Below are 22689 nucleotides of genomic sequence, written 5' to 3' on the forward strand. Positions count from 1 at the left end.
ATCAGGCGTTCGCGGCCTTGTACTCGCGACGGCGACGGTGCAGGATCGGCTCGGTGTACCCGCTGGGCTGCTTCGCGCCCTCGAGGATCAATTCCTTGGCTGCCTGGAATGCGATGTTGGTGTCGAAATCCGGGGCCATGGGGCGGTAGTCGGAGTCACCGCTGTTCTGGCGATCGACGACAGGCGCCATCCGCTCGAGCGCGGCAACGACGTCGGCCTCGGTCACGATGTCGTGGCGGATCCAGTTCGCCAGGAGTTGGCTCGAGATCCGCAGCGTGGCGCGGTCTTCCATCAGGGCGACATCGTGGATGTCCGGAACCTTCGAGCAGCCGACGCCCGCGTCGATCCAGCGAACGACGTACCCCAGAATGGACTGGCAGTTGTTGTCGAGTTCTTCCTTCTTCTCGGCGTCGCTCCAGTTGGTGTCGGCGGCGAGAGGAATGGTGAGGATGTCCTCGAGCTGAGCGCGCTTCTTGCCTGCGAGCTCGTTCTGCACGGCAAACACGTCGACCTGGTGGTAGTGGGTCGCGTGCAGGGTCGCACCGGTGGGGGAGGGAACCCACGCCGTGTTGGCACCGGCCTTGGGATGACCGATCTTCTGCTCGAGCATGTCGGCCATGAGTTCGGTCATCGCCCACATGCCCTTACCGATCTGCGCCTTGCCCTGCAGTCCGGCGGCCAGTCCGGTGTCCACGTTCCAGTCCTCGTAGGCGGCGATCCACTTCTGCTGCTTCATCGCGGCCTTGCGGATGACGGCGCCGGCCTCCATCGAGGTGTGGATCTCGTCGCCGGTGCGGTCGAGGAATCCGGTGTTGATGAAGACGACCCGCTCGCTGGCCTCCTTGATGCATGCGGCGAGGTTGACGGTGGTGCGGCGCTCCTCGTCCATGATGCCGACCTTGAGGGTGTTCGTGGGCAGACCCAGGATGTCCTCGACCCGGCCGAACAGTTCGGAGGTGAACGCAACCTCTTCGGGTCCGTGCTGCTTGGGCTTGACGATGTAGATCGAACCGGTGCGGCTGTTGTCCAGCGGACCGTTGTCGTCGCTGATCTTCAAGCCGTGCATTGCGGCGAGACTCGTGATCAGTGCATCGAGGATGCCTTCGGGAATCTCGTTGCCGTCGGCGTCGAGGATGGCCGGGTTGGTCATCAGGTGTCCGACGTTACGAACGAACAGCAGTGAGCGGCCGTGCAGGCTGAGCTCGCCGCCGTCCGGTGTCGTGTACGCGCGGTTCGGGTTGAGCGAGCGGGTGAAGGACTTTCCGCCCTTGGAGATCTCTTCGGAGAGGTCACCGCGGTTGAGTCCGAGCCAGTTCCGGTAGCCACCGACTTTGTCGTCTGCGTCGACGGCCGCGACGGAGTCTTCGAAGTCCATGATCGTGGTGATCGCGGATTCGAGGACGACATCCTTGACGCCGGCGGCGTCGGTGCTGCCGACGGGGGAGTTCGCATCGATATCGATCTCGGCGTGCAGTCCGTTGTTGAGCAGCAGCACGCTGGTCGGGGCTGCGGCTTCTCCGCGGTATCCGACGAACTTCTCCGGCTGCGCGAGGCCCGTGACGGAACCGTCGGCCAGGGCAACCTTCAGGGTTGCATCCTCGATGTAGTACTTCTGAGAGTCGGCATGCGAACCGGCTTCCAGCGGTGCCGCCGTGTCGAGGAAATTACGCGCCCAGGCGATGACCTTGTCGCCGCGGACCTTGTTGTAGCTCGTTCCCTTCTCCGCGCCACCTTCTTCGGAGATGGCATCGGTGCCGTACAGGGCGTCGTAGAGCGAACCCCATCGTGCGTTCGACGCATTGAGGGCGAACCGGGCGTTGAGAACCGGAACCACGAGCTGCGGTCCTGCCGTGGTGGTGACCTCGGTGTCGACGTTCGCCGTGGTGATCTGGAACGAATCGGGTTCGGGGACCAGGTATCCGATCTCCGAGAGGAATGCCTTGTATTCCGCCATGTCGATCGGCTTGCCGCCACGGTCGCGGTGCCAGGCATCGATCTTCGCCTGGAGATCGTCGCGCTTGGCGAGCAGGTCGCGGTTCTTGGGGGCGAGATCACTCACGAGCTTGTCGGCGCCGGACCAGAAGGCCTCGGCATCCACACCAGTGCCGGGAAGGGCCTCGCTCCCGACGAAGTCGTAGAGAACCTTGGCGACCTGAAGTCCGCCGACCTGAACACGCTCAGTCATGAAATAGCCTCACTTTTCCGCTATCGGAGCACCTGTTTCGATGCCGTGTATCGGTGTCGATGTTACCTGGGAGTAGACGCGTGAGTGTCGGTGACCTCGGTGCCGGTCGTCACCGAGGCGACGGATCGACCTGTGGGGGCACGGTCGTGACGTCCGCCGCTGCCGTCGTCGAGGGTGCACCGTTCGAGGGATCGAAGTCTGCCTCGGCGGGTGCGATCGAGGTGAGTTCGCCGGCCGCTTCTTTCGAGGTCAGGCGCGAACGCCGCCAGGCGACGGACAGGAGCGTGATCCAGGCGGCGATCAACACCACATAGGTTGCGGCGGCAAGACCTCCGGTGATCTCGGCGTTCGACAACAACTTCTGGGCGTTGGTGATCACGATGATACCGCCGACTGCTGTTCCGAGGATTGTTGCCGAGATTCGGCTGACCAGCCATGCGGCGATCGGGGCAGCGATCACACCGCCGAGCGCCAAACCGGCGATGATGGTCAGGTTGTCGAAGAAGTCGCTGCCCAGACCGATGATGAACCCGACGCTCGCCGCGGTCGAGACCAGGAACTCGGACGCGCTGACCGAGCCGATGACCGTTCGTGGGGCGGTCTTGCCACGCGACAACAAGGTGCTGGTGGTGATCGGGCCCCAGCCGCCGCCACCGCTGGCGTCGATGAAGCCGCCGAAAAGGCCGAGCGGGGACAAGAATTTGGCGGTGTGCGGCGAGGTCCTTGCGGAGGTGACGGCCGGAGGACGGATCGAAAATCGCAGCAGGACGTAGATCCCGATGACCAACAGAATGGTGGAGGTGACCGGAACGGCAGATTCCGTCGACAAACCGGACAGGACCGTGGCGCCCAGAAAGGCGCCGATTGCCCCCGGCACACCGAGACTGAGCACCAACTTCCAGTCGATGTTGCGGAATCGCCAATGCGATGCGCCGGATGCGAGAGTGGTGCCGACCTCGGCGAAATGCACGGCGGCGCTGGCATGCGCGGGGCCGACACCACTGAAGACCAAGAGGGTGGTTGCCGTCACACCGAACGCCATGCCGAGGGCACCGTCGACGAGCTGAGCACCGACACCGACAAGGGTGAACACCAATAGCTTGAGCAACGAAACTCCGACTGCAGACTGAACAGGGGCATTGGGGAACCGGCACAGAGCCGGTTCAGCAACATCCCTGGTCGAAGCAATGTCCGCGACGGGACGGCCAGAACGGACGCAGAGCGAGGGAGGCGGCTGGGCCTTCCTGGCTCGTACGGTTCACCGTGGCTCCTGTGCAGTCGAATGTGAGGTGTCGAACTCGAGTGGTACGGCCTAGAGGTTAGCCCCTGACCCGTGGACGGTCACAGTCGGGACCGTCCACGGTGGGGTGCTTCACATTCTGCGAGCCGACAACTCGAGCCCAGCCCGCCGCAACCGGTCGACGAGAACGTCACCCATTGCGGTGGCCGGGGTAAGTACTCCGGCTGCTTCCGGTAAGTCATCGCGATCGAAGGCCAGGGTGAGCGCGGATTCACCGAGCATGACAGCTGTTGCTTTGTAGCCGGGGTCTCCGCTCGCCTTCACCCGAGATGCGTACCGCGCGCCTGTCGTCGTGGTGGTGTAGACGTCGATGGTGAAGTGCCCGTTTTCGCGTGCCGTCTCGTTCGGTCCTTCGCCCGGTGCGGGAAGGAGTCGATCGAGGACTGCGCGGGTGGGTCGAAGCGCCATGCCGACCATGCCGATGCCGATACCTGCCGTTGCGGCAACGGCGATCGCGGGCGACAGAGCCGACGAGCCCACGCTCATCACCTCGCGGTACCGGAATCGGCGCCCGTAGGCCCACTCGCGAAGTGCATTGGTTCGCCGTACGACGCGTGTGTTCGCCGGACCCATGAAGAACGGGATCTTCCAGCCGCGAACCTCGGGTGCGATGTCGGCACCCTTGACGATGCTCATGTCGGACTGCCGACCGACATCGGGTTCTGCGGACCGGTCGGGGCTGAGCGAGTACGGACCGGCTGCGATGCGTCGCAGATCCGGGGCGTCTCGTGTCTCGTCGATCTGATTTCGCAGAGAGTCGATGGTTCCGCCACTGGCACCGCCGCGCAGCGCCGACACCACAAGCGTCGTATCGGTGAGCTCGCCGGCACCGTCTGCCGACACCGCCTTGTGCAGGATGTGAACGCCCAAGTCCGACGGGACCGAGTCGAATCCACACGAATGAACGATGCGCGCACCCGTCGACTGCGCGGTCTCGTGATGGGCGTCGATGGTGGCGCGAGCGAACAGCACTTCACCGCTGAGGTCGACGTAGTCGGTACCCGCCTCGGCGCAGGCGCGCACCAGTTCGTGTCCGTACTTGGCATACGGGCCCACGGTGGTGGCTACCACCCGCGTACGTGCCGTGAGCGCATCGAGCGCCACGCCGTCGTCTGCATCGGCGACGACGATCGGCCAGGATGCCGCGGCGGCCGGAAGGTTGGATCGGACCGATTCAAGCTTGCTTCGCGAGCGTCCTCCGAGCGCGATGCGAGTGGTGGCCGGCGCGTGTTCGGCGAGATACGCGGCGAGCAGTTTGCCGACGAATCCTGTTGCCCCGTATACGACGATGTCGAGTTCGCGTTCGCTGTCACTCATTCCGCCCACCCTATACGTGGCGTGCGGGGGCGTGCGGGGTCCGAGTCGTGCGGTGGTGGTGGGTTCGCGTGTGCAAGTAGACGAAGCCGAGCCACGAGGCGAGAACCAGGGTGGCTCCGAGAATCTGGACGAGTCCGATCGCGGATTCCGGATAGATGACCCCGGTCAGGTAATGGTCGATGAAGCCCGTCGACGGCAGACCCTTTTGCCCGGCTTGCAGACGAGCCCAATCTTCGAGGTGCGTGAGTGGACAGTCATATCCGACGACGATGCCACCGAACCCCCAGGCGACGGCAATGACGTGCACGAAGATGGTCCGCGGCAGCCGCCACGCGAGGAAACCGCCGACCACGACGTACGCGATGAACAGCAGATGCGCGACCAGTGTCGCGTCGGCGAGCAATCGATAGAGCATCGCGCTGCCCTGCCTTCGTAGGTGTGGCGGGAGTCGTCGTGGTGCGACCGCCTTGCCCTCACACTAGTCGGTCAGCGCAGCCGTGGACCGTCACTCCGGTGAACACGGAACGGCTTTCACCAGGGCGAGGGCTTGTAGTCCTTCAGGAAGCATCCGTGAAGGTCGACACCCTGCTCACCCTGCACGATGGGGTCGTACACGCGAGCCGCGCCGTCCACGAGGTCCAGGGGTGCGTGAAAGCCCTCGTCGGCGAGACGCATCTTGGTGTGGTGGGGGCGCTCGTCCGTGATCCAGCCGGTGTCGACCGCGGTCATGAGGATGCCGTCGTCGAGCATCTCCTTGGCGCTGGTGCGCGTGAGCATGTTCAGGGCAGCTTTGGCCATGTTGGTGTGCGGGTGGCCCGGCCCCTTGTATGCCCTACCGAACTGGCCTTCCATAGCCGAGACGTTGACGACGTATTTGCGCCGCGGCGCGGCGGCAGCCATAGCGGGCCGCAGCCGTGAAACGAGGATGAACGGCGCCACCGAATTGCAGAGTTGCACCTCGAGGAGCTCCATCGGGTCGACTTCCTCGACCGTTTGTACCCAGCTGTTCGTGTGAGCGATATCGGGCAGCAGTCCGCCGGCGTCGATGGCGAGCCCTTGTTCGAGGCGTTCGGGGGAGGCGGATTTCGCCACCATCGCCAGTGAGGTGACCGATTCGGGTGTCATCGTGGCGTGAACCATCGACGAGGCGTCGGACAGTGAACCGGCAAGTGCCGCTGGATGAGCGTCGCTGGTCTTTCCGAAGGTGAGCACGTCCGGCCGCGGCCCCGACGGCAGTGGAGCCCGCTCCGCCTCTGCGAGTGCGCTGTACGCGCCCGGGGAGCGTCGAACGGTTTGAGCCGCATTGTTGATCAGGATGTCCAGTGGCCCCTGCGCGGACACGGAATCCGCGAGAGCGACTACCTGTGCGGGGTCGCGCAGGTCGATACCGACCACGCGCAACCGGTGCAGCCACTCGCCGCTGTCCTCCATTGCCGAGAAGCGGCGGATGGCGTCGTTCGGAAATCGGGTGGTGATGGTGGTGTGCGCGCCGTCGCGCAACAGGCGCAAGGCGATGTACATGCCGATCTTGGCTCGCCCACCCGTCAGCAGTGCACGACGTCCGGTCAGATCGGTGCGCGCATCTCGTTTGCCGTGACTCATGACGGCACAGTCCGGGCACAGCTGGTGGTAGAACGCATCCACCTGCGTATAGCGCTGCTTGCAGATGTAGCAGGGCCGGGGCCGGATGAGTGTTCCGACGGCGCCGTCGGTCTTGGCTTCGAGAAGAATGCCGGCCGTTTCGTCGTCGATACGGTCTGGAGAGCCGGTCGCAGTGGCTGCGACAACTTTCCGGTCGGCCTCGGACACCGCATGGCGTGCGGCCAGGCGTCGACGCTTCTTGAGCTTCTTGAACAGATGCCCGACGGCCCGCTGCACAGTGATCGAGTCGGGATCGCCGTCGTCGAGGGATGCCGCTTGATCGAGAACCTTCAGGCAGATCTCGAGATCCGCCGGATCGATCGTCTCGGGTGTGTCGCCCATCGCCCTGCGAGCCTGATCATCCGGCCCGGCTGTGTTCTCTTCCACGCGACTCTTGCCTCTCACGAAGAAAGCCCCGGTTCCGTGGAACCGGGGCTTCTCGTCTGTCTCAACTCAGAGTGTCCGAGGGGGGACTTGAACCCCCACGTCCGTTAATAGGACACTAGCACCTCAAGCTAGCGCGTCTGCCATTCCGCCACTCGGACTCGCTTCCGTCACAACAGGCACGGAGCACCGCTTCTGCGAACACGTCGTGCCCGTTTCTGTGGTGCCGCAAAAGACTAACCGATGAATCGCCCCCGCCCAAATCGCCTGCCCGTAGCAGGCGGACGGAATTCGGAAAGTATGCGTTCACCTGAGTGTTTCCTGTTGTGCGGTGGTAGGAACGTGGGTGTGACATCAACAGGAGAGAGCCCGAACATGAGCCCCGCCGAGTCCGAGAGTCGCGCAGAATCCGAAATCGTCAGCCTGGTGAGCTCCCTGATTCGATTCGATACCTCGAACACGGGTGAACTCTCGACCACCAAAGGCGAACGCGAGTGCGCCGAGTGGGTGGCTGGTCGACTGCAGGAAGTCGGGTACGAAACCGAGTACGTCGAATCCGGGGCGCCCGGGCGCGGAAACGTCTTCGCGAGGCTGAAGGGTGCCGACAGCAGTCGCGGAGCCCTGATGCTGCACGGGCATCTCGACGTCGTGCCGGCGGAACCAGCCGACTGGCAGGTGCATCCGTTCTCGGGTGCCGTGGAGGACGGCTATGTCTGGGGGCGCGGCGCCATCGACATGAAGGACATGGTGGGCATGATTCTGGCTCTCGCCCGCCAACTCAAAGCCGAAGGCACGGTCCCTCCTCGTGACCTCGTGTTCGCGTTCCTGGCCGACGAGGAAGCCGGCGGCACATTCGGGAGCCACTGGTTGGTCGAGAATCGCCCCGATCTGTTCGACGGTGTCACCGAAGCAGTGGGCGAGGTCGGCGGGTTCTCGCTCACCGTGCCCACACCCGATGGCAGCGAGCGCCGCCTCTATCTGGTCGAGACCGCAGAGAAGGGGCTCGGCTGGATGCGGCTCACCGCGAAGGGACGTGCCGGACACGGGTCGTTTCTGCACGAGGACAACGCGGTGACCATTCTGTCCCAGGCTGTCGCACGGCTGGGTACTCATCGGTTCCCACTCGTGGTGCCCGATTCGGTGGCGGAGTTCTTGAGAGGTGTAGGGGAGGAGACCGGTCTCGATTTCGACCCGGATTCACCGGATCTCGACGGCACCCTGGCCAAGCTGGGGAGCATCGCCAACATCATCGGGGCAACGCTGCGTGACACGGTGAATCCGACGATGCTCGATGCGGGCTACAAGGCGAACGTCATTCCGCAGACCGCGCAGGCCGTCGTCGACTGTCGCATCCTTCCCGGACGCCTTGCCGAGTTCGAGAAGACCGTGGACGAACTCATCGGTCCGGACGTGACTCGCGAATGGATCACCAAACTCGACTCCTATGAGACCACCTTCGACGGCCACCTGGTCGATGCGATGAACGAGGCGGTTCTCGCGAACGACAGCACGGCACGGACGGTTCCGTACATGCTGTCGGGTGGTACGGATGCCAAGGCGTTCGCGAAGCTGGGTATTCGTGGCTTCGGGTTCGCCCCGCTGCAGCTGCCGGCCGACCTCGACTTCAGTGCCCTGTTTCACGGTGTCGACGAGCGAGTACCCGTCGACGCACTAAAGTTCGGGACACGCGTGCTCGAGCACTTCCTACTGCACAGCTGACACATCTCGACAGAGAGGAACGGTATGCCCCACGATCCGTACGAAGACCTCCCGAAACTGCCTACCTTCGAGCTGACCTCGGAGGACATCACCGACGGGCAGGCTCTGAAGATGGAGCAGGTCAGCGGAATCTTCGGTGCCGGAGGTCACGACAACTCTCCGCAACTCTCGTGGTCGGGATTCCCGGACGAGACGAAGAGCTTCGTCGTGACGATGTTCGACCCGGACGCACCGACCGCGTCGGGGTTCTGGCACTGGGCGGTGGCGAACATTCCGGCCGAGACCACGTCGCTCGTGGTCGGGGCCGGTGACGATGCCGGTACGGGTATTCCGCACCCGGCCATCACGTTGAAGAACGACGGCGGATTACACCGCTTCCTCGGCGCCGCCCCGCCTCCAGGCCACGGGCCGCACCGCTACATCGTGGCCGTCCATGCAGTCGACGTCGACATCCTCGAGGGCGTGACGACCGACTCGACTCCAGGGTTCCTCGGATTCAACCTGTTCTCGCACGCCATTGCACGCGCCACGATCACGGGAACCTACGAGCACTAGCCGTCTCGGAAAGGGCGGGTCCGATGCCCCGGACCCGCCCCTTCTCTATGCGCTGACGCCGCTGCCCACCGCTTCGGAGATCGAGGCGTAGCCGGCGCCGCGAATCTTGCGGGCCAGCCCCTTGTGAATGTTGCGGGTCCAGAACGGTCCGCCGTAGATGAAGCCGGTGTAGCCCTGGAGCAGCGAGGCTCCGGCCAGGATCCGCTCCCACGCCTGGTCGACGGTTTCGATACCTCCGACCGAGACAAGGGTCATTCGGTCACCGACACGAGCACGAAGAAGTCGAAGCACCTCGAGTGAGCGGTCGGCGACCGGTGCGCCGGACACGCCGCCCGGACCGATCGCCGCCACCTCGGGTTGGGGGGTGCTCAATCCGTCCCGCCGGATTGTCGTGTTCGTGGCCACGATTCCGGACAATCCCAGTTCGAGGGCCAGGTCGGCGACGGCAGCGATGTCCTCGTCGGACAGATCTGGGGCAATCTTCACGAGTACGGGAACGCTCACCGTGTCGAGGACTGCCTGCAGAAGCGGCCGCAACGACGACACGGCCTGGAGATCACGAAGACCAGGCGTATTGGGGGAGCTGACGTTCACGACCACGAAATCTGCGAGGGGGCCCAGTAGTCTCGCGCTCTGCCGGTAGTCTTCGGCGGCGTCCTCGACCGCCACGACCTTCGTCTTGCCGATGTTCGCTCCGATGGGTACGCCGCTTCGGCGTTGCCGCAGAAAATTGGCGGCATGACCGGCGCCGTGGTTGTTGAACCCCATCCGATTGACGAGTGCGCGGTCCTCGGGCAGGCGGAACAACCGAGGTGCAGGGTTCCCCGGTTGTGCCTGCGCGGTGACGGTGCCGACCTCCGCGAATCCGAACCCCATCGGCCCCCACGAATCGACCCCCGTGGCGTCCTTGTCGAATCCTGCCGCCAGACCCAGGGGTGCCGGAAATTCCACACCGAAAACCGTCGACCTCAGGGCCGGGTCGTCGACCGCCAAGACCTTCGTTGCCAGCCAGCGGAGCGGAGCCACGCGTCCGGCGAGGCGCAGAGCCGTGAACGCCAGATGGTGGATGCGTTCTGGCGGAACGAGGAACATCAAGCGCAAAAGCAGTCGGTACACGTGGTTCTCCCTGTAATCCCGGATTCGGAACATGGTGCGTGGTCTTACGCCATTCGAGCAAAATACGACGTGCTGGATCGGCGAACTGTGTGCGGTGCCATCAACGTTGCGCCCGAGTGGGTATCCGTTGCAGTCCGGCGCCTGTCGCGGACCCGACGTACAGGTTGCCGGTTTCGGAGTCGACCGCCAGAGAGTTGGGTTGGTGGACGGTGGCGAAACGTGCGGTTTCGACGCCGACGCCGGTCGACAGATCGAACCCGACGACCTCGTTGGTGCCCGTCAGACTCACCCAGGCGGTGTTCGCGACCTCGTCGTAGGCAACACCGACGGGCGCCGGACCTACGGGAAACCGTTGGCGCAGAACCAGCGGATCGGTGCTGTAGACCAACAGTTCGTCTCCGGGCGTGTCCGTGACCAGAATCCGGCCGAACGGATCAGTGGTCAATGCGCTCGCGCCCTCACCCACCCGCAGTGCCATGCCCAGTGACGAGTCTTCGAGATCGATCTCGGTAACCGATGTCTGCTTTCGGTCGAGTGCCGTCAGTGTGTCGGCGACGACTGCCAGGGCATCCACCGACGCGAACCCGGTGACGGTCTGGGTCGAATTCGCTTCCAGATCGATGATGTGAATCTCACCGTCGTCCGTTCCGGCGGCGATTCGGCCGTCCGGAAGTCGTGCGGCGGAGAGCACGGTGCCGTCGACGGGTATCGGCGTCACTTCGTCCGAACGCAGATCGAGTGATCCGACCTGCTCGTCCATGGCCAGCAGTGCTGTCCCGTCACCGACGGGTACGACCTGATGAACTGGCGTATCAACATCGACGACGCGGGGCGGTGCGGCGGGATCGTCCGCGCTCGACAGCAACACCTGCCGGCCGTCGTCGCCGGTGACGATCACGGTTCGTGTCACCGGATCGAATGTGGTGGAGTCGATCGACAAACCAAGAGATTGCACTGTTCCTGCGGGGTCGGAAGATGCAGGCGGCGAGTCCGCCGCAGTGGCGCGTTCGATCGTCGAGATGTCGTTCTGGTCGTCGCCCGAAGAACATCCTGTCAGCAGTAGAGCAGCGCCGACGAGCGCAGCCGCCACGCGTAGTCCCGGACGTTGCATGTGGTGCTCCCTCGGATTTTGCCGGTTCGTGACAGATTCGTGCGCAGTGCGTCTAGTCTTCGACTCCAATAGCATCCCTGATCGACCGGATGCGGCAGCAGGCGCCTCGGTTTTCGGGTGTCGGGTCTGCGTGACGCCGGAAGGTTGGTCTCGGCAGTTGGCCATCGAGGCCGCTCATGGAAGGAGAGAGCGTGGAGCGTTTCGGCTCGCGATTCACCCTCGATTACATCGCTGCAGGTGTACATGCGCATGGTTTCGGCATGACCGACGGCGGCAACCCGTACTCGTTTCGGGTGCGGGGGCGCTGCGTGGTGGTCGAAATCTATCGTGAGGGTCCGGCGACGGCGGTGCCGGGCCAGCAGGACGTCATCGCGTCGGTACGCCGGTCGGTGACCGAAATCGATCTGTCCGACGAGCGCAGCATCGGCGCCGTGGTCCGTGACGCGGTGTCCGATCACGAGTTGGCGCGGTGATCGACACCGTTTCGTTTGGGTAACACGAGCGTGGCACCGGTCCGCGGATGCGCGATCACCTCCACAGGGTGCCCGTACACGCGAGTGAGGAGTTCCTCGGACAAGACGTCGGCAGGCGGCCCGTCCGCGGCGACGACACCGTCGTCGAGTACGACGATGCGATCGGCGTAGGCGGCGGCGAGGGCCAAATCGTGCAGTACGACGACGACAGCCTTACCTCGCCCGGCGCGGTCGCGCGCAACGGTCATCACCGTTTCCTGGTGCCCGAGGTCCAGGGCTGCCGTGGGTTCGTCGAGCAGAATGGTCTCCGTTTCCTGCGCCAGCACCCGAGCCAGCGCCACACGCGCGCGCTCACCACCGGACAGCGCGGTGAACGGTCTGTCGGCGAATCTCGCGACGTCGCAGATCTGCATGACCTCGTCGATCACCGTGTCGTCGAGTTCTGCGCGTGGCGTTCGTCTCCAGGGGGAGCGTCCCATGGCCACAACCTGATGTGCAGTGAAAGAGAACCCGACGGTGTGTTGTTGGGGGAGTACGGATCGACGCTGCGCCATCTCGAGATGGGACCATTCCGGTAGGGCACGTCCTGCGAGTTCGACGCGTCCGGCGCTGACGTGCTGGTCGCCGGAGAGTGCCGACAGCAGCGTCGACTTGCCCGCCCCGTTGGGTCCTACGAGCACGAGCACCTCTCCGGTCCGCACCTCGACCGAAAGGCCACGCAGGATGCGACGGGATCCGCGGTCGACATCGATTCCGATCGACCGGAGGGTCACCTCGCCGCCGTGTGTCGGTGGCGGAACCTCGTCGAGACGACGCGGCGACAGCAGCCGTTCGATGCGCCGGAAAGTGTCGCGTAGCGTTCCGCCCTTCGGTTGATCAGAGGTCATGCCCAACCGCCCTGACTGGCCCGTGTGCGCCGTAGGAGCCAGAAGAAGAAGGGCCCGCCGACGAGTGCGGTCAGCATCCCCAACGGAAGGTCCGCGTTCTCGACGAGAGTGCGCGCACCGAGGTCTGCGAGAAGCAACACCAACGCTCCACACAGTGCACTCGCGGGGATGAGTGCGCGGTGACCGGGGCCGACGGCGATGCGCATCAGGTGGGGCACGACGAGTCCCACGAACAGGATGATCCCGGTGAAGGCCACGCTCGACGAGACCAGGACCGCGACGATGAGGACGGCGATCTGGCGTAGTCGTTCGACGTCGAGCCCAAGATGACGTGCGGCGTTCTCACCGAGCGCGAGGAGATCGAGTTTCGGGGCGATGAGGATTGTCGCGGCGATTCCCACGATTGCCATGGGTGCAACTACCGCCACGGAATCCCAGGTCGCCGCGTTCAGACTTCCCAATTGCCAGAACACGATTCGGTCTCGGGCCGCAGGGTCTGCCACGAAGGTGAAGTAGGCGATCAGCCCTCCCGCGAAGGCATTCACCGCGATGCCCGTGAGCACGAGGGTGACAACCTCGGTGCGGCCCTCGTGTCTGGCGAGTGCATAAACGCCGATGGTGGTGACGAGACCGGCAGCGAAGGCGGCCGCAGCCACCGACCACCCTGCGGCGAATGTTCCGCCGATCACGAACACAGCACTTGCACCGACCGCCGCGCCCGACGAGACACCGATGACACCCGGTTCGGCGAGCGGGTTTGCGAATACCCCCTGCAGGAGTGCACCGGCGCATCCGAGTGCGGCGCCGACGAGAATGGCCAACACGACCCGCGGGAAACGAACCTCCCACAGCGTGACGTCGCCGGCCGGATGGGCCGGCATCGGGCCGAAGTCGAGGCCGAGGCGGTGTGCGATGCTGCCGACCACCTCGAACGCGCCCGTCGGGACCTGCCCGATACAGGCGGACAACACGGCGAAGACGGCGACTGCGATGATCAGGCCGGTGACGACAACGACTGTTCGGCTGGTCGATTTGGTGCCCGAGCCGAGATCTATCCCGGCGCTCACGTAGCTGGGGAGGGGTATATCGCCTCGGCCAGAGCGGTGAGGACGCGTCCCGTGTTGGGCCCGAAGCTCAGCAAGACCCCGTCTGCCATGTCGACGACCCGCTGATCTTTGCCTGCCGGCGTCTGGGCGATACCGGGAATCGTCGCCAGGCCTTCCACTCCGCCGATCGACTCGAGTCCGTTTGTCATCATCAGGAACACGTCCGGTGCGGCCATGATCATCGCCTCGCTGGTGATGGGTGCGAACGGCTGCGTCAGACCGGCCGCGGTGCCCGCATCGACTGCGCCGAGGGCGGTGATCAGGGCATCGGCGCCCGATCCTGGGCCGCCCATCATCGTCAACGCGGGCCCACGCATGTAGAGGAACGCCACCTTCAGTGGCTCGGTGTTCTCGGGAATCTTTTCGCGTGCGGCCGCAATTTCGGCCTCGGTGCGAGCTGCTAGGTCACGTCCGGCCTGCGGTACACCGAGTGCGTTCGCGACCGCTGTGATCTGCGGCGCCACACCCTCGAGGGTGCGTGCAGGGTCGAAGAAGACCACGGGAACACCGGCGGCACGCAGTTGATCTTGAACGCCCTTGGGGCCGATGCTCGTGTCCGTCAGGATCACGGTCGGTGCCAGATCGAGGATCGCTTCGGCGTTGAGGGTCTGTCCACCCGGGGTGACGACGGGAATGTCGGCGGCAGCGGGGAAATCGGATGCGATGTCGCGTCCGACCACGTTGTCACCGAGCCCGAGTGCGAACACAGTTTCGGTGAGGGTTCCGTATCGGTCTGCGGCGACGATGCGGCTTGCATCCGTCACGGTGACGTCGACGCCGTCGAAGCTGCGAACGGTGACCGGCAACTGCGGTTCGGGATTGTCGGTGATCGGTTGCGGGTTGGGGTCGGCGAGCGTCGCGGTTCGCGCATTCGCCGACGGTCCCACGTCGGTGTCCTGGCTCGAAGCGCATGCGCTGACGCCGACCAACGCCATTGCGGACGCCACTGCGACCGCTGCGATACGGATTTTCATTTGACGATGTAGCTCTCGATGTCAGCCTCGAGGTCTGCGAACAACTGTCCGTTGAGCCTGTACGCGAGGTTGACTTCGTCGATGAGCCGCTGCTGGTCCTGCTCGGACAACGGCGCAGAATCGAGCTTTGCCCGGTAGGAGTCCTTGAACGGCTTCGGCTTCGGAATGCCGTCGAAGATGTAGAAACGGAGACCGTCGGTACGGTACCCATAGGCGCGCTCGAGCATGCGACGGATGATCTGTCCGCCCGACAGGTCACCCAAGTAGCGAATGTAATGATGCGCTACGAACCCGGCAGGCCAGTCGAAGGCCACCTCGTCGAGACGCTCGATGTACTTCTGGGTCGACGGCAGGGCAGTGACGGTCTCACGCCAGTTCGGCCCGCGCAGGAACTCGAGGTCGGCCTCGAGGGCGGGTACGCGCAAGAGTTCGTCGGCGAGGAAGGGTGCGACCAGCGCATTGTCTGCGTGGGTGCGGCCGGCCTCCTCCAGCTTCGTGTACACGAGGTAGGTCTGCGCCAGGAGCGCGGCGTGGGCCTCGGAGCTCAGCTCGCCGCGCAGGAGCGCACTCACGAAACGCGATTGCTCGGTCTCGCGGTGTGCTGCATCGGTTCCGGCCTTGACCCGCTCGGCGAATCCGGAGTCCTCGCCGCGACGCGTGGCGACGGGGGTGTGGCTAGTCATGGTGCTCCTCACAGTGCAGGCGTCCCCTCTCGTGCACCAGGTTAGCCTGTCCTGCACACAACCTGTTGTCTCGGCTAGGCGCTGACGTCGTCGAGCGCCGCGGCGATCGCAGGAGGAAGTTCGAGTTCCTCCGCAACGAGAACCCCTGTCAACTGTGCGATATCACGGGCGCCGACGATCGCACTGGACACCCCGGGCCGATCGCGCACCCAGGCCAGCGCGACAGCGAGTGGTGACGTTCCGAGACCGTCCGCAGCTGTGACCACCGCGTCGACAACGCGCGTGGCGGAATCGCCCAGGTAACCCTGCACTACCTCCGCGTAGGACTCGTCCGCGCCGCGAGAGTCTGCGGGAACACCGTTGCGGTACTTGCCGGTCAGTACCCCGCCTGCCAGCGGGAGTACCGCAAACATTCCGATCCCGTGATGTACCGCCGCCGGTACGAGTTCTTCTTCGACGCCGCGCGCCAGGAGGGAGTATTCGACCTGAGTGGCCACCAGATCGTTGTTGCGCGCCGCAGCTGCGGCGGTGGCGAGCTGCCACCCGAGGTAGCCACGGGCACCGACGTACCGAACGCGTCCGCTCGAAACGGCATAATCCAACGTGGCGGCCACTTCGTCGACAGGTGTGGACTGATCCCAGGTGGCCACTTGCCAGACATCCAGGTAGTCGGTGCCCAGTTCGCGCAGCGTGGAATCGAGTTGCGCCAGCAGTCCGCGACGCGAGCAGTCGATTCGGCCTGCCCGGATTCCGGCGCTCGAGCTGATGACAAGTTCTTCTCGTGGCACGACGTCACCGAGGAGTTCGGCAAGCACGCGTTGCGCCGCGTTGTCGCCATAGGCGGGGGACGTGTCGACGAGAGTTCCACCGGCGTCGACGAACGCCGAGATCTGTGCGGCCGCTTCGTCCCCGTCGCTGTCTCGTCCCCAGGTCAGTGTTCCGAGCCCGAGTCTCGACACGCGGAGCCCGCTCGCACCCACCGTTCTCTGTTCCATAACGGGGCACAGTAGTGGTGCGGGGTGTCTCTGGTTGCCCTGCCACGCCGAGTTCTGATGCGAACTTCGGTTCCCGGTACCGTAGCGCCGGTGAAATATGGACTCGATGCGGATGATTGGCGCCTTCGCGCCGAAATGGACACCGGATTTCGCGCCGGCGTGAACGGCACGAAGGTGAGTGAATGATGGGCGAGGCCATGACCTGGCTCCAGGCGATCGTGCTGGGTGCGGTGCAGGGGTTGACGGAATTTCTGCCGGTGTCGTCGTCCGGGCACCTGCGGATCGTTTCCGAAATCTTCTTCGGTGACGACGCGGGGGCATCGTTCACGGCGGTGACTCAGCTCGGCACGGAGTTGGCGGTGCTCCTCTACTTTGCGCGCGACATCGCACGAATTGTCGTGGCGTGGTTCCGTGGGCTCTTCCACGCGGAACACAGAGGTGACCTCGATTACCGCATGGGCTGGTACGTGATCATCGGTACGATCCCGGTCGGTGTCCTGGGCTTTCTCTTCAAGGACGAGATCCGTACCGGTGCCCGCAACCTGTGGCTGATTTCCACCATGCTGATCGTCTTCGCGCTCGTGATCGCGGCGGCTGAACACTATGGACGCAAGGCACGGCCCATCGAAGACCTCAAAGCACGCGACGGCATCATCATGGGTTCTGCACAGGCGCTTGCGCTGATTCCCGGTGTTTCACGGTCGGGCGGGACCATCAGTGCCGGCCTGTTCCTCGGGCTGACACGTGAAGCGGCGGCGCGTTACTCGTTCTTGCTCGCGATTCCGGCCGTAACGGCCGCCGGATTGTTCAGCCTTCCGGACGCCTTCGCGCCGGCAGGAGCCGGGCTCAACGCCAGCGGTCCCCAGCTGTTCGTGGCGACGGCGATTGCTTTCGTGATCGGGTACGCATCGATCGCCTGGCTGCTGAAGTTCGTCGTCAACCACTCGATGTACTGGTTCGTCGGATACCGCATCGTCATCGGCGTGATCGTGCTCGTGCTGCTTGGCACCGGTGTCGTGTCGGCAACCTGACGGCATCCGACACGTCTTCACGTTTAGGCTGGATCAATGACAGTGGTTCTTCTGCGTCACGGCCGGTCCACGGCCAACACCGCAGCGACGCTCGCGGGGCGTACACCAGGTGTGGGTCTCGACGACAAAGGCTGGGAGCAAGCACACGGAGTCGTGGATCGGCTCGCCGGTGTGCGCCTCGAGGCGATCGTGAGGTCTCCGTTGCTCCGCTGCGCGCAGACGGTCGAGCCATTGGCGGCTGACCGTCGTCTGGTGGCGTCGGTGGAGGACCGAATCGTCGAGGTCGACTACGGCGACTGGACCGGTCGTGAACTGAAATCGCTGCTCGAGGAGCCGCTCTGGACGGTGGTGCAACAACATGCCTCGGCGGCCGTCTTCCCCGGCGGTGAAGGCCTGGCCACCGTTCAGGCCAGGGCGGTGGCCGCGATCCGCGAGCACGACGCCAGGCTCGCGGAAATACACGGCCGGGACGTGGTGTGGTTGGCGTGTAGCCACGGCGACGTCATCAAGTCGGTTCTCGCGGATGCGCTGGGTTCGCATCTGGACGGGTTCCAGAGGATCGTCGCGGAGCCGGCGTCGATCAGCGTCGTTCGGTATACGAACACCCGACCTTTCGTGCTCCGAATGAACGACACCGGCGGCGATCTCTCCGGGCTGAACGGGCAGCACTCGAGTGGTGATCGACACGTGGTGCCTCAATCGGTGCCCGGCGGAGAGGTGTGACTGTGAGTATTGACAGGTGGCCGTAGCGACCATCGACGAATGAATGTTGACGGATAATGGACACGGGACGGGGAGCATGGTGACCTCGGTGCCCGTTTCAGTTGAGGAGGTGCAATGTCACGCGCGATACACGTTTTCCGCACCCCCGATCGATTCATTGCGGGCACGGTTGGTCAGCCAGGCGACCGGTCGTTCTATCTGCAGGCGGTGCACGAGGCCCGTGTGGTGAGCGTCTTGTTGGAGAAACAGCAGGTGCAGGTGCTCGCAGATCGCATGGGATTACTGCTCGAGGAGGTGCACCGACGGTTCGGTACGGACGTACCACCCGAGGGTGTCGAACTCGACGACAGCAGTCCTCTCGTCACCCCGATCGATGCCGAGTTCCGAGTCGGCACGATGGGGCTCGGCTGGGACGCCGACGCGGAGGCTGTCGTGGTGGAACTGCTGGCCGTCAGCGAGACCGAATTCGACGAATCAGTGGTGCTCGACGACTCGGAGGAGGGGCCGGACGCGGTCCGCGTGTTCCTCACCCCGCTGCAGGCGCGAGACTTCTCGCTCCGGTCGGAACGGGTCATCGCGGCCGGACGTGCACCGTGCCCCTTGTGCGGCGAGCCGTTGGCTCCCGAAGGTCATATGTGCATTCGGACCAACGGATATCGTCGAGGTCAGAGTTTCGGTCTCCTCGCACCGGACGCAGACGAAGAGGAGTGACGGGCTTGCCGGTCGACGCACTCGAGGACGGTGAACTGACCCTGATCGGTCAGGTCGCGCACGCGAGCAATGCCACCATCGTGTGCGAAGCCGCCACTGACGAGAGCACCCTTCGGTGCGTCTACAAGCCGATTCGCGGCGAGCAACCGCTGTGGGACTTCCCGGACGGAACCCTGGCCGGACGCGAGCGTGCTGCATATCTGATCTCCGAGCAGCTTGGCTGGGGAGTAGTGCCTCGTACCGTGCTCCGGGACGGCCCGTTCGGGCTCGGGATGGTCCAGGAGTGGGTCGACACCCCGGACCGCCATTCCGAGGCCGCCGTGGGCCTCGATCTCGTCGACATCTGCCCGGCTGACGACGTGCCGCCGGGATTCTTCGAAATTCTCCAGGCCACCGACATGGACGGTTCGGAGGTGGCGCTCGTTCATGCCGATGACCCGAGATTGCAGCGCATGGCAGTGCTCGACCTTGTTATCAACAACGCCGACCGCAAGGGCGGCCACGCACTCGAAGGCTTTGACGGGGAGGTGTACGGCGTCGACCACGGCGTGTGCCTCCACACGGAGAACAAGCTGCGCACCGTGTTGTGGGGGTGGGCAGGCCAGGAGGTTCCGGGTGCCCTCGTTGTCGATATGGCAGCACTGGTGGACTCGTTGAGCGGGGGTTTCGGTGAGGAGCTCACCGAACACATCACGGCTGCGGAAGTGACCGCGCTCCGTGACCGAGTGAACACTCTGATCGAGATGCCCGTCATGCCGAGGCCGAACGGACACCGCCCGATTCCCTGGCCGGCGTTCTGACTGTCGGCGGTGTGACAGGCGGCGTTCTGACTGTCGGCGGTGTGACAGGCGGCGTTCCGACTGTCGGCGGTGCCGGGCGGAATCCGGGCTGACAGCGTTCTCCATTACTCTCGGGTGCATGCAGTCTTGGTCCGATACCGCCGTCCCGTCTCTACCAGGCCAGGGGCCGCCGCTGCGGTTGTACGACACCGCTGACCGGCAGGTGCGCCCGGTCTCGCCGGGTGCGACGGCGACTATGTATGTGTGTGGCATCACCCCGTACGACGCGACGCATCTGGGGCATGCGGCCACGTATCTGACTTTCGATCTGGTGAACCGCATCTGGCGTGACGCGGGCCACGATGTGCACTATGTGCAGAACGTCACCGACGTGGACGATCCGCTGTTCGAGCGTGCCGATCGCGACGGCGAGGATTGGATCGTTCTCGGTATGCGGGAGACGGCCCTGTTCCGTGAGGACATGGAGGCACTGCGTGTGCTCCCGCCCCGCGACTACATCGGTGCTGTCGAGTCGATCGGTGAGGTGATCGAGCTCGTGGAGAAGCTCGTGGCCTCGGGTGCTGCCTACACGGTCGACGATCCCGAGTACCCGGACGTGTACTTCAGTGCCGATGCGAACGAGCAGTTCGGGTACGAATCCGGGTACGACCGGGAAACGATGGCGAAGTTCTTCGCCGAACGCGGCGGCGACCCCGACCGTCCCGGCAAGCGTGATCCGCTCGATGCCCTGGTGTGGCGTGCGGCTCGTCCGGGTGAGCCGAAGTGGCCGTCACCGTTCGGGGAGGGCCGTCCCGGCTGGCATATCGAGTGTGCTGCCATCGCGCTGAATCGGATCGGCAGCGGTTTCGACGTCCAGGGCGGTGGCAGCGACCTGATTTTCCCGCACCACGAATTCTCCTCGGCCCATGCAGAATCGGTCACCGGTGAGCGCCGGTTCGCCCGACACTACGTGCACACGGGCATGATCGGTCTCGACGGCGAGAAGATGTCGAAGAGTCGCGGCAACCTCGTGTTCGTGTCGAAACTGCGTGGTGAGCAGGTCGATCCCGCAGCCATTCGCCTCGGGCTTCTGTCCGGGCACTACCGTCAGGACCGTGCCTGGAGCGACCAGGTTCTCGCCGACGCGCAGGCGAGGCTGGCGTTGTGGCGGAAGGCAGCTGCGCTCGAATCCGCCCAGTCGGCGGAGGACACGGTTGCCCGATTGCGACAGCACCTCGCAGACGATCTGAACACGCCGAAGGCGCTGGATGCGTTGGACGGTTGGGCACGGCGCGCTGTCGACCACGGCGGATCGGACACCGGCGCACCGGCTCTCGTCGCCGATGCAGTCGACGCGTTACTGGGAGTCGATCTCCGGTCCTGACGGCGGGGTCAGGTCGCTCGTGGCTCGGCTGGATGTGACAGCTGTAGGGGCACTGAATAGTATCCGCCGGATCGGCTCGCGCCTGCGGATGACCGTGGCCCGCATGGCGATTAGCACCAGCTCGATTCGGTGCTGGCCATAGCCGAACGCCTCTTGCTGGGGGCATGCCAGTCCGGCCGGGATGTGACGAGAATTCGCGAGTTTGGATACAAAGGATGAAGTGGTCTCCTCGTCGCGACTTGTAGGTGGGTCGGAACCTACGCCCGTGCTCTCATCTGATCCTGGACATTCAACCCAGACGCGCAAGTAAGTGGAATCAGGATGCATATTGCATCAGGACCATCGTCGAGAGCTGGGCCGTGAGGTGGCGCGAGTCGACGCGGCTGCGGCCGTCGACACGGACGCGGCCACGACAACGCTGGTGAGTGCGGTCATTGCGGTGAATGCGATCCGGCGCATGGGGGCCTTCTTTCGGGTTGTGCGGCTATGTGATTAATCCATTCTCAGATGGGAAATGTGCACTCCGATAGACACCCTTGGAGTGGTGAAATCAACACCCTCACTCAGCCTTCACTGTCAACGGACAACTCATCACGATGAATCGCCCTGGTCCCCGTAGGTGGGTTCACGGCGTCGCCGCCGTGACGCTTCGAGTCGTGGCCTGCCGGCCACATGGCCTGAGGCGGCTCGCCCGGCTTCTCTCCAGGTTCGCGCGCGGCGGAGTGGCAAACCGAGGGCGTTCGCGAGATTCGAACCGTCGTGCTCGCCAGCATCTCGCCGATGACCTGGACACACCGAAACCGCTGGACGCGTTGACCGCCGCACCGTCGCTCGTCGCCGATGCCGTCGACGCTCTTCGTGGAGTCGATATCGCGTCCTGACAGCGGGATCGGGTCACTCGGGACCAGGCGGGACCGGACACGGCGAAAGCGAACAATGGCAGGAGGGGTTGCAGCACCCTCCAACTGTTAACTACAGTTGACACATGGTCGAAGTTGCCACATCAGCGACATTTGACCGATGGCTACGAAAACTGAAGGACCGTCGCGCGGTCGCGCGCGCACTCATCCGGATCGACCGGTTGGCGGTCGGCAACCACGGAGACGTCAAGCCAGTCGGCGGAGGCATCTCCGAGTTGCGCATCAACTACGGACCTGGATACCGCGTGTACTTCTTGCGTGAAGGCGACCGTCTGATCTTGCTACTGGCTGGCGGAGACAAGTCAACTCAGGAGACGGATATCAGGGCGGCCCACCTCATCGCCGACACCTGGCGTCGCACACAAGGAACATACGAATGAGCACCAAAACCGAGAACTTCGCCCCATTCGATTCGGCGAACTACCTGAACACCGTCGAAGATGTCGCCGCCTATCTGGAGGCAGTCATCGACGAGAGCGACGATGACCCGACGGTGATTGTCCGAGCGCTGGGATCCATCGTTCGGTCGCGCAACTTCAGCCAGATCGCGCGGCAAGCCGGGATGAGCCGCGAAGGACTCTACAAGGCACTGTCCGCAGAAGGTAACCCCAGCCTTGCCACCGTCATCAAGGTGTCCCGCGCACTCGGGCTTCGACTGCACTTCGAGGCCAAAGCCTGACATGGTGGGCTCGCAC

At 64.5% G+C, this 22689-nt stretch carries 23 protein-coding genes, 1 tRNA gene and 1 pseudogene; 11 read left to right on the top strand and 14 right to left on the bottom strand.

Annotated elements, in window-relative coordinates; all coding sequences use genetic code 11:
• Position 1 precedes the first annotated feature (1 nt).
• From ACZI8Q_RS00210 to ACZI8Q_RS00235, 6 genes are all read right to left on the bottom strand, one after another.
• Positions 2-2185: a malate synthase G gene (locus tag ACZI8Q_RS00210; protein WP_463371485.1), complete on the bottom strand. Its 2184-nt coding sequence runs from the start codon at positions 2183-2185 to the stop codon at positions 2-4.
• A 109-nt stretch (positions 2186-2294) separates the two neighbouring features.
• Positions 2295-3293, bottom strand: a complete 999-nt coding sequence (locus ACZI8Q_RS00215) for a sulfite exporter TauE/SafE family protein (protein ID WP_463371486.1) — start codon at positions 3291-3293, stop codon at positions 2295-2297.
• 264 nt (positions 3294-3557) lie between these two features.
• Positions 3558-4802, bottom strand: coding sequence for a saccharopine dehydrogenase family protein (locus ACZI8Q_RS00220; RefSeq protein WP_463371487.1), 1245 nt, complete (start codon positions 4800-4802; stop codon positions 3558-3560).
• Positions 4803-4812: 10 nt separating this feature from the next.
• The gene (locus ACZI8Q_RS00225) at positions 4813-5217 is read right to left on the bottom strand and encodes a DUF2784 domain-containing protein (RefSeq protein WP_463371488.1); all 405 of its coding nucleotides are present in this window, start codon (positions 5215-5217) and stop codon (positions 4813-4815) included.
• A 116-nt stretch (positions 5218-5333) separates the two neighbouring features.
• Positions 5334-6785 (bottom strand): SDR family NAD(P)-dependent oxidoreductase, encoded by a 1452-nt coding sequence (locus ACZI8Q_RS00230; RefSeq protein WP_463371592.1) that lies wholly within the window; start codon positions 6783-6785, stop codon positions 5334-5336.
• A 117-nt stretch (positions 6786-6902) separates the two neighbouring features.
• Positions 6903-6988, bottom strand: a tRNA-Leu gene (locus tag ACZI8Q_RS00235).
• A 214-nt stretch (positions 6989-7202) separates the two neighbouring features.
• Here ACZI8Q_RS00235 and ACZI8Q_RS00240 point away from each other — a divergent pair.
• Positions 7203-8546 carry a M20/M25/M40 family metallo-hydrolase gene (locus ACZI8Q_RS00240; protein WP_463371489.1) on the top strand — a complete coding sequence of 448 codons (1344 nt, stop codon included), beginning with the start codon at positions 7203-7205 and terminating at the stop codon, positions 8544-8546.
• Positions 8547-8570: 24 nt separating this feature from the next.
• Positions 8571-9101, top strand: coding sequence for a YbhB/YbcL family Raf kinase inhibitor-like protein (locus ACZI8Q_RS00245; protein WP_463371490.1), 531 nt, complete (start codon positions 8571-8573; stop codon positions 9099-9101).
• A 45-nt stretch (positions 9102-9146) separates the two neighbouring features.
• On the opposite strand, the gene ACZI8Q_RS00250 is transcribed toward ACZI8Q_RS00245, so the two are convergent.
• The gene (locus tag ACZI8Q_RS00250; RefSeq protein WP_463371491.1) at positions 9147-10217 is read right to left on the bottom strand and encodes a quinone-dependent dihydroorotate dehydrogenase; all 1071 of its coding nucleotides are present in this window, start codon (positions 10215-10217) and stop codon (positions 9147-9149) included.
• 100 nt (positions 10218-10317) lie between these two features.
• Positions 10318-11328, bottom strand: coding sequence for a YncE family protein (locus tag ACZI8Q_RS00255; protein ID WP_463371492.1), 1011 nt, complete (start codon positions 11326-11328; stop codon positions 10318-10320).
• Positions 11329-11519: 191 nt separating this feature from the next.
• On the opposite strand from ACZI8Q_RS00255, the gene ACZI8Q_RS00260 reads away from it, so the two are divergent.
• Positions 11520-11801 (top strand): hypothetical protein, encoded by a 282-nt coding sequence (locus ACZI8Q_RS00260; protein WP_463371493.1) that lies wholly within the window; start codon positions 11520-11522, stop codon positions 11799-11801.
• Here ACZI8Q_RS00260 and ACZI8Q_RS00265 read toward each other — a convergent pair.
• The 5 genes from ACZI8Q_RS00265 to ACZI8Q_RS00285 form a co-directional block, all read right to left on the bottom strand.
• Positions 11783-12688 (bottom strand): heme ABC transporter ATP-binding protein, encoded by a 906-nt coding sequence (locus ACZI8Q_RS00265; RefSeq protein ID WP_463371494.1) that lies wholly within the window; start codon positions 12686-12688, stop codon positions 11783-11785. The two genes, ACZI8Q_RS00260 and ACZI8Q_RS00265, sit on opposite strands and share 19 nt — an antisense overlap.
• Complete coding sequence (locus ACZI8Q_RS00270) at positions 12685-13755, bottom strand: FecCD family ABC transporter permease (RefSeq protein WP_463371495.1); 1071 nt, start codon at positions 13753-13755, stop codon at positions 12685-12687. Before ACZI8Q_RS00270 ends, ACZI8Q_RS00265 begins: the two co-directional genes overlap by 4 nt.
• Positions 13752-14768 carry a heme/hemin ABC transporter substrate-binding protein gene (locus ACZI8Q_RS00275; RefSeq protein WP_463371496.1) on the bottom strand — a complete coding sequence of 339 codons (1017 nt, stop codon included), beginning with the start codon at positions 14766-14768 and terminating at the stop codon, positions 13752-13754. The genes ACZI8Q_RS00270 and ACZI8Q_RS00275 overlap by 4 nt, the downstream gene beginning before the upstream one ends.
• Complete coding sequence (locus ACZI8Q_RS00280; RefSeq protein WP_463371497.1) at positions 14765-15451, bottom strand: biliverdin-producing heme oxygenase; 687 nt, start codon at positions 15449-15451, stop codon at positions 14765-14767. Before ACZI8Q_RS00280 ends, ACZI8Q_RS00275 begins: the two co-directional genes overlap by 4 nt.
• Positions 15452-15525: 74 nt before the next feature.
• Entirely contained in the window at positions 15526-16446 is a 921-nt protein-coding gene (locus ACZI8Q_RS00285; RefSeq protein WP_463371498.1) for an aldo/keto reductase, read from the bottom strand.
• Positions 16447-16631: 185 nt separating this feature from the next.
• Between ACZI8Q_RS00285 and ACZI8Q_RS00290 the strand changes: the two genes are divergently transcribed.
• From ACZI8Q_RS00290 to mshC, 5 genes are all read left to right on the top strand, one after another.
• Positions 16632-17477 (top strand): undecaprenyl-diphosphate phosphatase, encoded by an 846-nt coding sequence (locus tag ACZI8Q_RS00290; RefSeq protein WP_463371593.1) that lies wholly within the window; start codon positions 16632-16634, stop codon positions 17475-17477.
• Positions 17478-17513: 36 nt separating this feature from the next.
• A complete protein-coding gene (locus ACZI8Q_RS00295) occupies positions 17514-18200 on the top strand; it encodes a histidine phosphatase family protein (protein WP_463371499.1) in 687 nt (228 codons plus the stop codon).
• Positions 18201-18314: 114 nt separating this feature from the next.
• Positions 18315-18911, top strand: a complete 597-nt coding sequence (locus ACZI8Q_RS00300) for a DUF3090 domain-containing protein (RefSeq protein WP_463371500.1) — start codon at positions 18315-18317, stop codon at positions 18909-18911.
• The gene (locus tag ACZI8Q_RS00305) at positions 18908-19711 is read left to right on the top strand and encodes an SCO1664 family protein (RefSeq protein ID WP_463371501.1); all 804 of its coding nucleotides are present in this window, start codon (positions 18908-18910) and stop codon (positions 19709-19711) included. The genes ACZI8Q_RS00300 and ACZI8Q_RS00305 overlap by 4 nt, the downstream gene beginning before the upstream one ends.
• A 118-nt stretch (positions 19712-19829) precedes the next feature.
• A complete protein-coding gene (gene mshC, locus ACZI8Q_RS00310; RefSeq protein WP_463371502.1) occupies positions 19830-21074 on the top strand; it encodes a cysteine--1-D-myo-inosityl 2-amino-2-deoxy-alpha-D-glucopyranoside ligase in 1245 nt (414 codons plus the stop codon).
• Between the two features lie 333 nt (positions 21075-21407).
• Here the strand turns inward: mshC and ACZI8Q_RS00315 are convergent, their stop codons facing one another.
• Positions 21408-21533: a hypothetical protein gene (locus ACZI8Q_RS00315; RefSeq protein ID WP_463371503.1), complete on the bottom strand. Its 126-nt coding sequence runs from the start codon at positions 21531-21533 to the stop codon at positions 21408-21410.
• Positions 21534-21820: 287 nt separating this feature from the next.
• On the opposite strand from ACZI8Q_RS00315, the pseudogene ACZI8Q_RS00320 reads away from it, so the two are divergent.
• From ACZI8Q_RS00320 to ACZI8Q_RS00330, 3 genes and pseudogenes are all read left to right on the top strand, one after another.
• Positions 21821-21955 (top strand): annotated as a pseudogene (locus tag ACZI8Q_RS00320) (cysteine--1-D-myo-inosityl 2-amino-2-deoxy-alpha-D-glucopyranoside ligase); the annotation flags it as partial.
• A 104-nt stretch (positions 21956-22059) separates the two neighbouring features.
• Positions 22060-22374 carry a type II toxin-antitoxin system RelE/ParE family toxin gene (locus ACZI8Q_RS00325; protein WP_463371504.1) on the top strand — a complete coding sequence of 105 codons (315 nt, stop codon included), beginning with the start codon at positions 22060-22062 and terminating at the stop codon, positions 22372-22374.
• Positions 22371-22673 (top strand): addiction module antidote protein, encoded by a 303-nt coding sequence (locus ACZI8Q_RS00330; protein ID WP_463371505.1) that lies wholly within the window; start codon positions 22371-22373, stop codon positions 22671-22673. Before ACZI8Q_RS00325 ends, ACZI8Q_RS00330 begins: the two co-directional genes overlap by 4 nt.
• The last annotated feature ends 16 nt before the right edge of the window (positions 22674-22689 follow it).

The organism is Rhodococcus quanlei (assembly GCF_055231015.1).

What these genes read in the sequence shown, in the direction of transcription:
- ACZI8Q_RS00275 (WP_463371496.1), bottom strand. Translation starts at nt 14,768, where the DNA reads ATGAAAATCCGTATCGCAGCGGTCGCAGTGGCGTCCGCAATGGCGTTG.
- ACZI8Q_RS00255 (WP_463371492.1), bottom strand. Translation starts at nt 11,328, where the DNA reads ATGCAACGTCCGGGACTACGCGTGGCGGCTGCGCTCGTCGGCGCTGCT.
- ACZI8Q_RS00245 (WP_463371490.1), top strand. Translation starts at nt 8,571, where the DNA reads ATGCCCCACGATCCGTACGAAGACCTCCCGAAACTGCCTACCTTCGAG.
- ACZI8Q_RS00295 (WP_463371499.1), top strand. Translation starts at nt 17,514, where the DNA reads ATGACAGTGGTTCTTCTGCGTCACGGCCGGTCCACGGCCAACACCGCA.
- ACZI8Q_RS00290 (WP_463371593.1), top strand. Translation starts at nt 16,632, where the DNA reads ATGGGCGAGGCCATGACCTGGCTCCAGGCGATCGTGCTGGGTGCGGTG.
- ACZI8Q_RS00210 (WP_463371485.1), bottom strand. Translation starts at nt 2,185, where the DNA reads ATGACTGAGCGTGTTCAGGTCGGCGGACTTCAGGTCGCCAAGGTTCTC.
- ACZI8Q_RS00325 (WP_463371504.1), top strand. Translation starts at nt 22,060, where the DNA reads ATGGTCGAAGTTGCCACATCAGCGACATTTGACCGATGGCTACGAAAA.
- ACZI8Q_RS00315 (WP_463371503.1), bottom strand. Translation starts at nt 21,533, where the DNA reads ATGCGCCGGATCGCATTCACCGCAATGACCGCACTCACCAGCGTTGTC.
- ACZI8Q_RS00300 (WP_463371500.1), top strand. Translation starts at nt 18,315, where the DNA reads ATGTCACGCGCGATACACGTTTTCCGCACCCCCGATCGATTCATTGCG.
- ACZI8Q_RS00285 (WP_463371498.1), bottom strand. Translation starts at nt 16,446, where the DNA reads ATGGAACAGAGAACGGTGGGTGCGAGCGGGCTCCGCGTGTCGAGACTC.
- ACZI8Q_RS00280 (WP_463371497.1), bottom strand. Translation starts at nt 15,451, where the DNA reads ATGACTAGCCACACCCCCGTCGCCACGCGTCGCGGCGAGGACTCCGGA.
- ACZI8Q_RS00330 (WP_463371505.1), top strand. Translation starts at nt 22,371, where the DNA reads ATGAGCACCAAAACCGAGAACTTCGCCCCATTCGATTCGGCGAACTAC.
- ACZI8Q_RS00230 (WP_463371592.1), bottom strand. Translation starts at nt 6,785, where the DNA reads ATGGGCGACACACCCGAGACGATCGATCCGGCGGATCTCGAGATCTGC.
- ACZI8Q_RS00220 (WP_463371487.1), bottom strand. Translation starts at nt 4,802, where the DNA reads ATGAGTGACAGCGAACGCGAACTCGACATCGTCGTATACGGGGCAACA.
- mshC (WP_463371502.1), top strand. Translation starts at nt 19,830, where the DNA reads ATGCAGTCTTGGTCCGATACCGCCGTCCCGTCTCTACCAGGCCAGGGG.
- ACZI8Q_RS00240 (WP_463371489.1), top strand. Translation starts at nt 7,203, where the DNA reads ATGAGCCCCGCCGAGTCCGAGAGTCGCGCAGAATCCGAAATCGTCAGC.
- ACZI8Q_RS00225 (WP_463371488.1), bottom strand. Translation starts at nt 5,217, where the DNA reads ATGCTCTATCGATTGCTCGCCGACGCGACACTGGTCGCGCATCTGCTG.
- ACZI8Q_RS00265 (WP_463371494.1), bottom strand. Translation starts at nt 12,688, where the DNA reads ATGACCTCTGATCAACCGAAGGGCGGAACGCTACGCGACACTTTCCGG.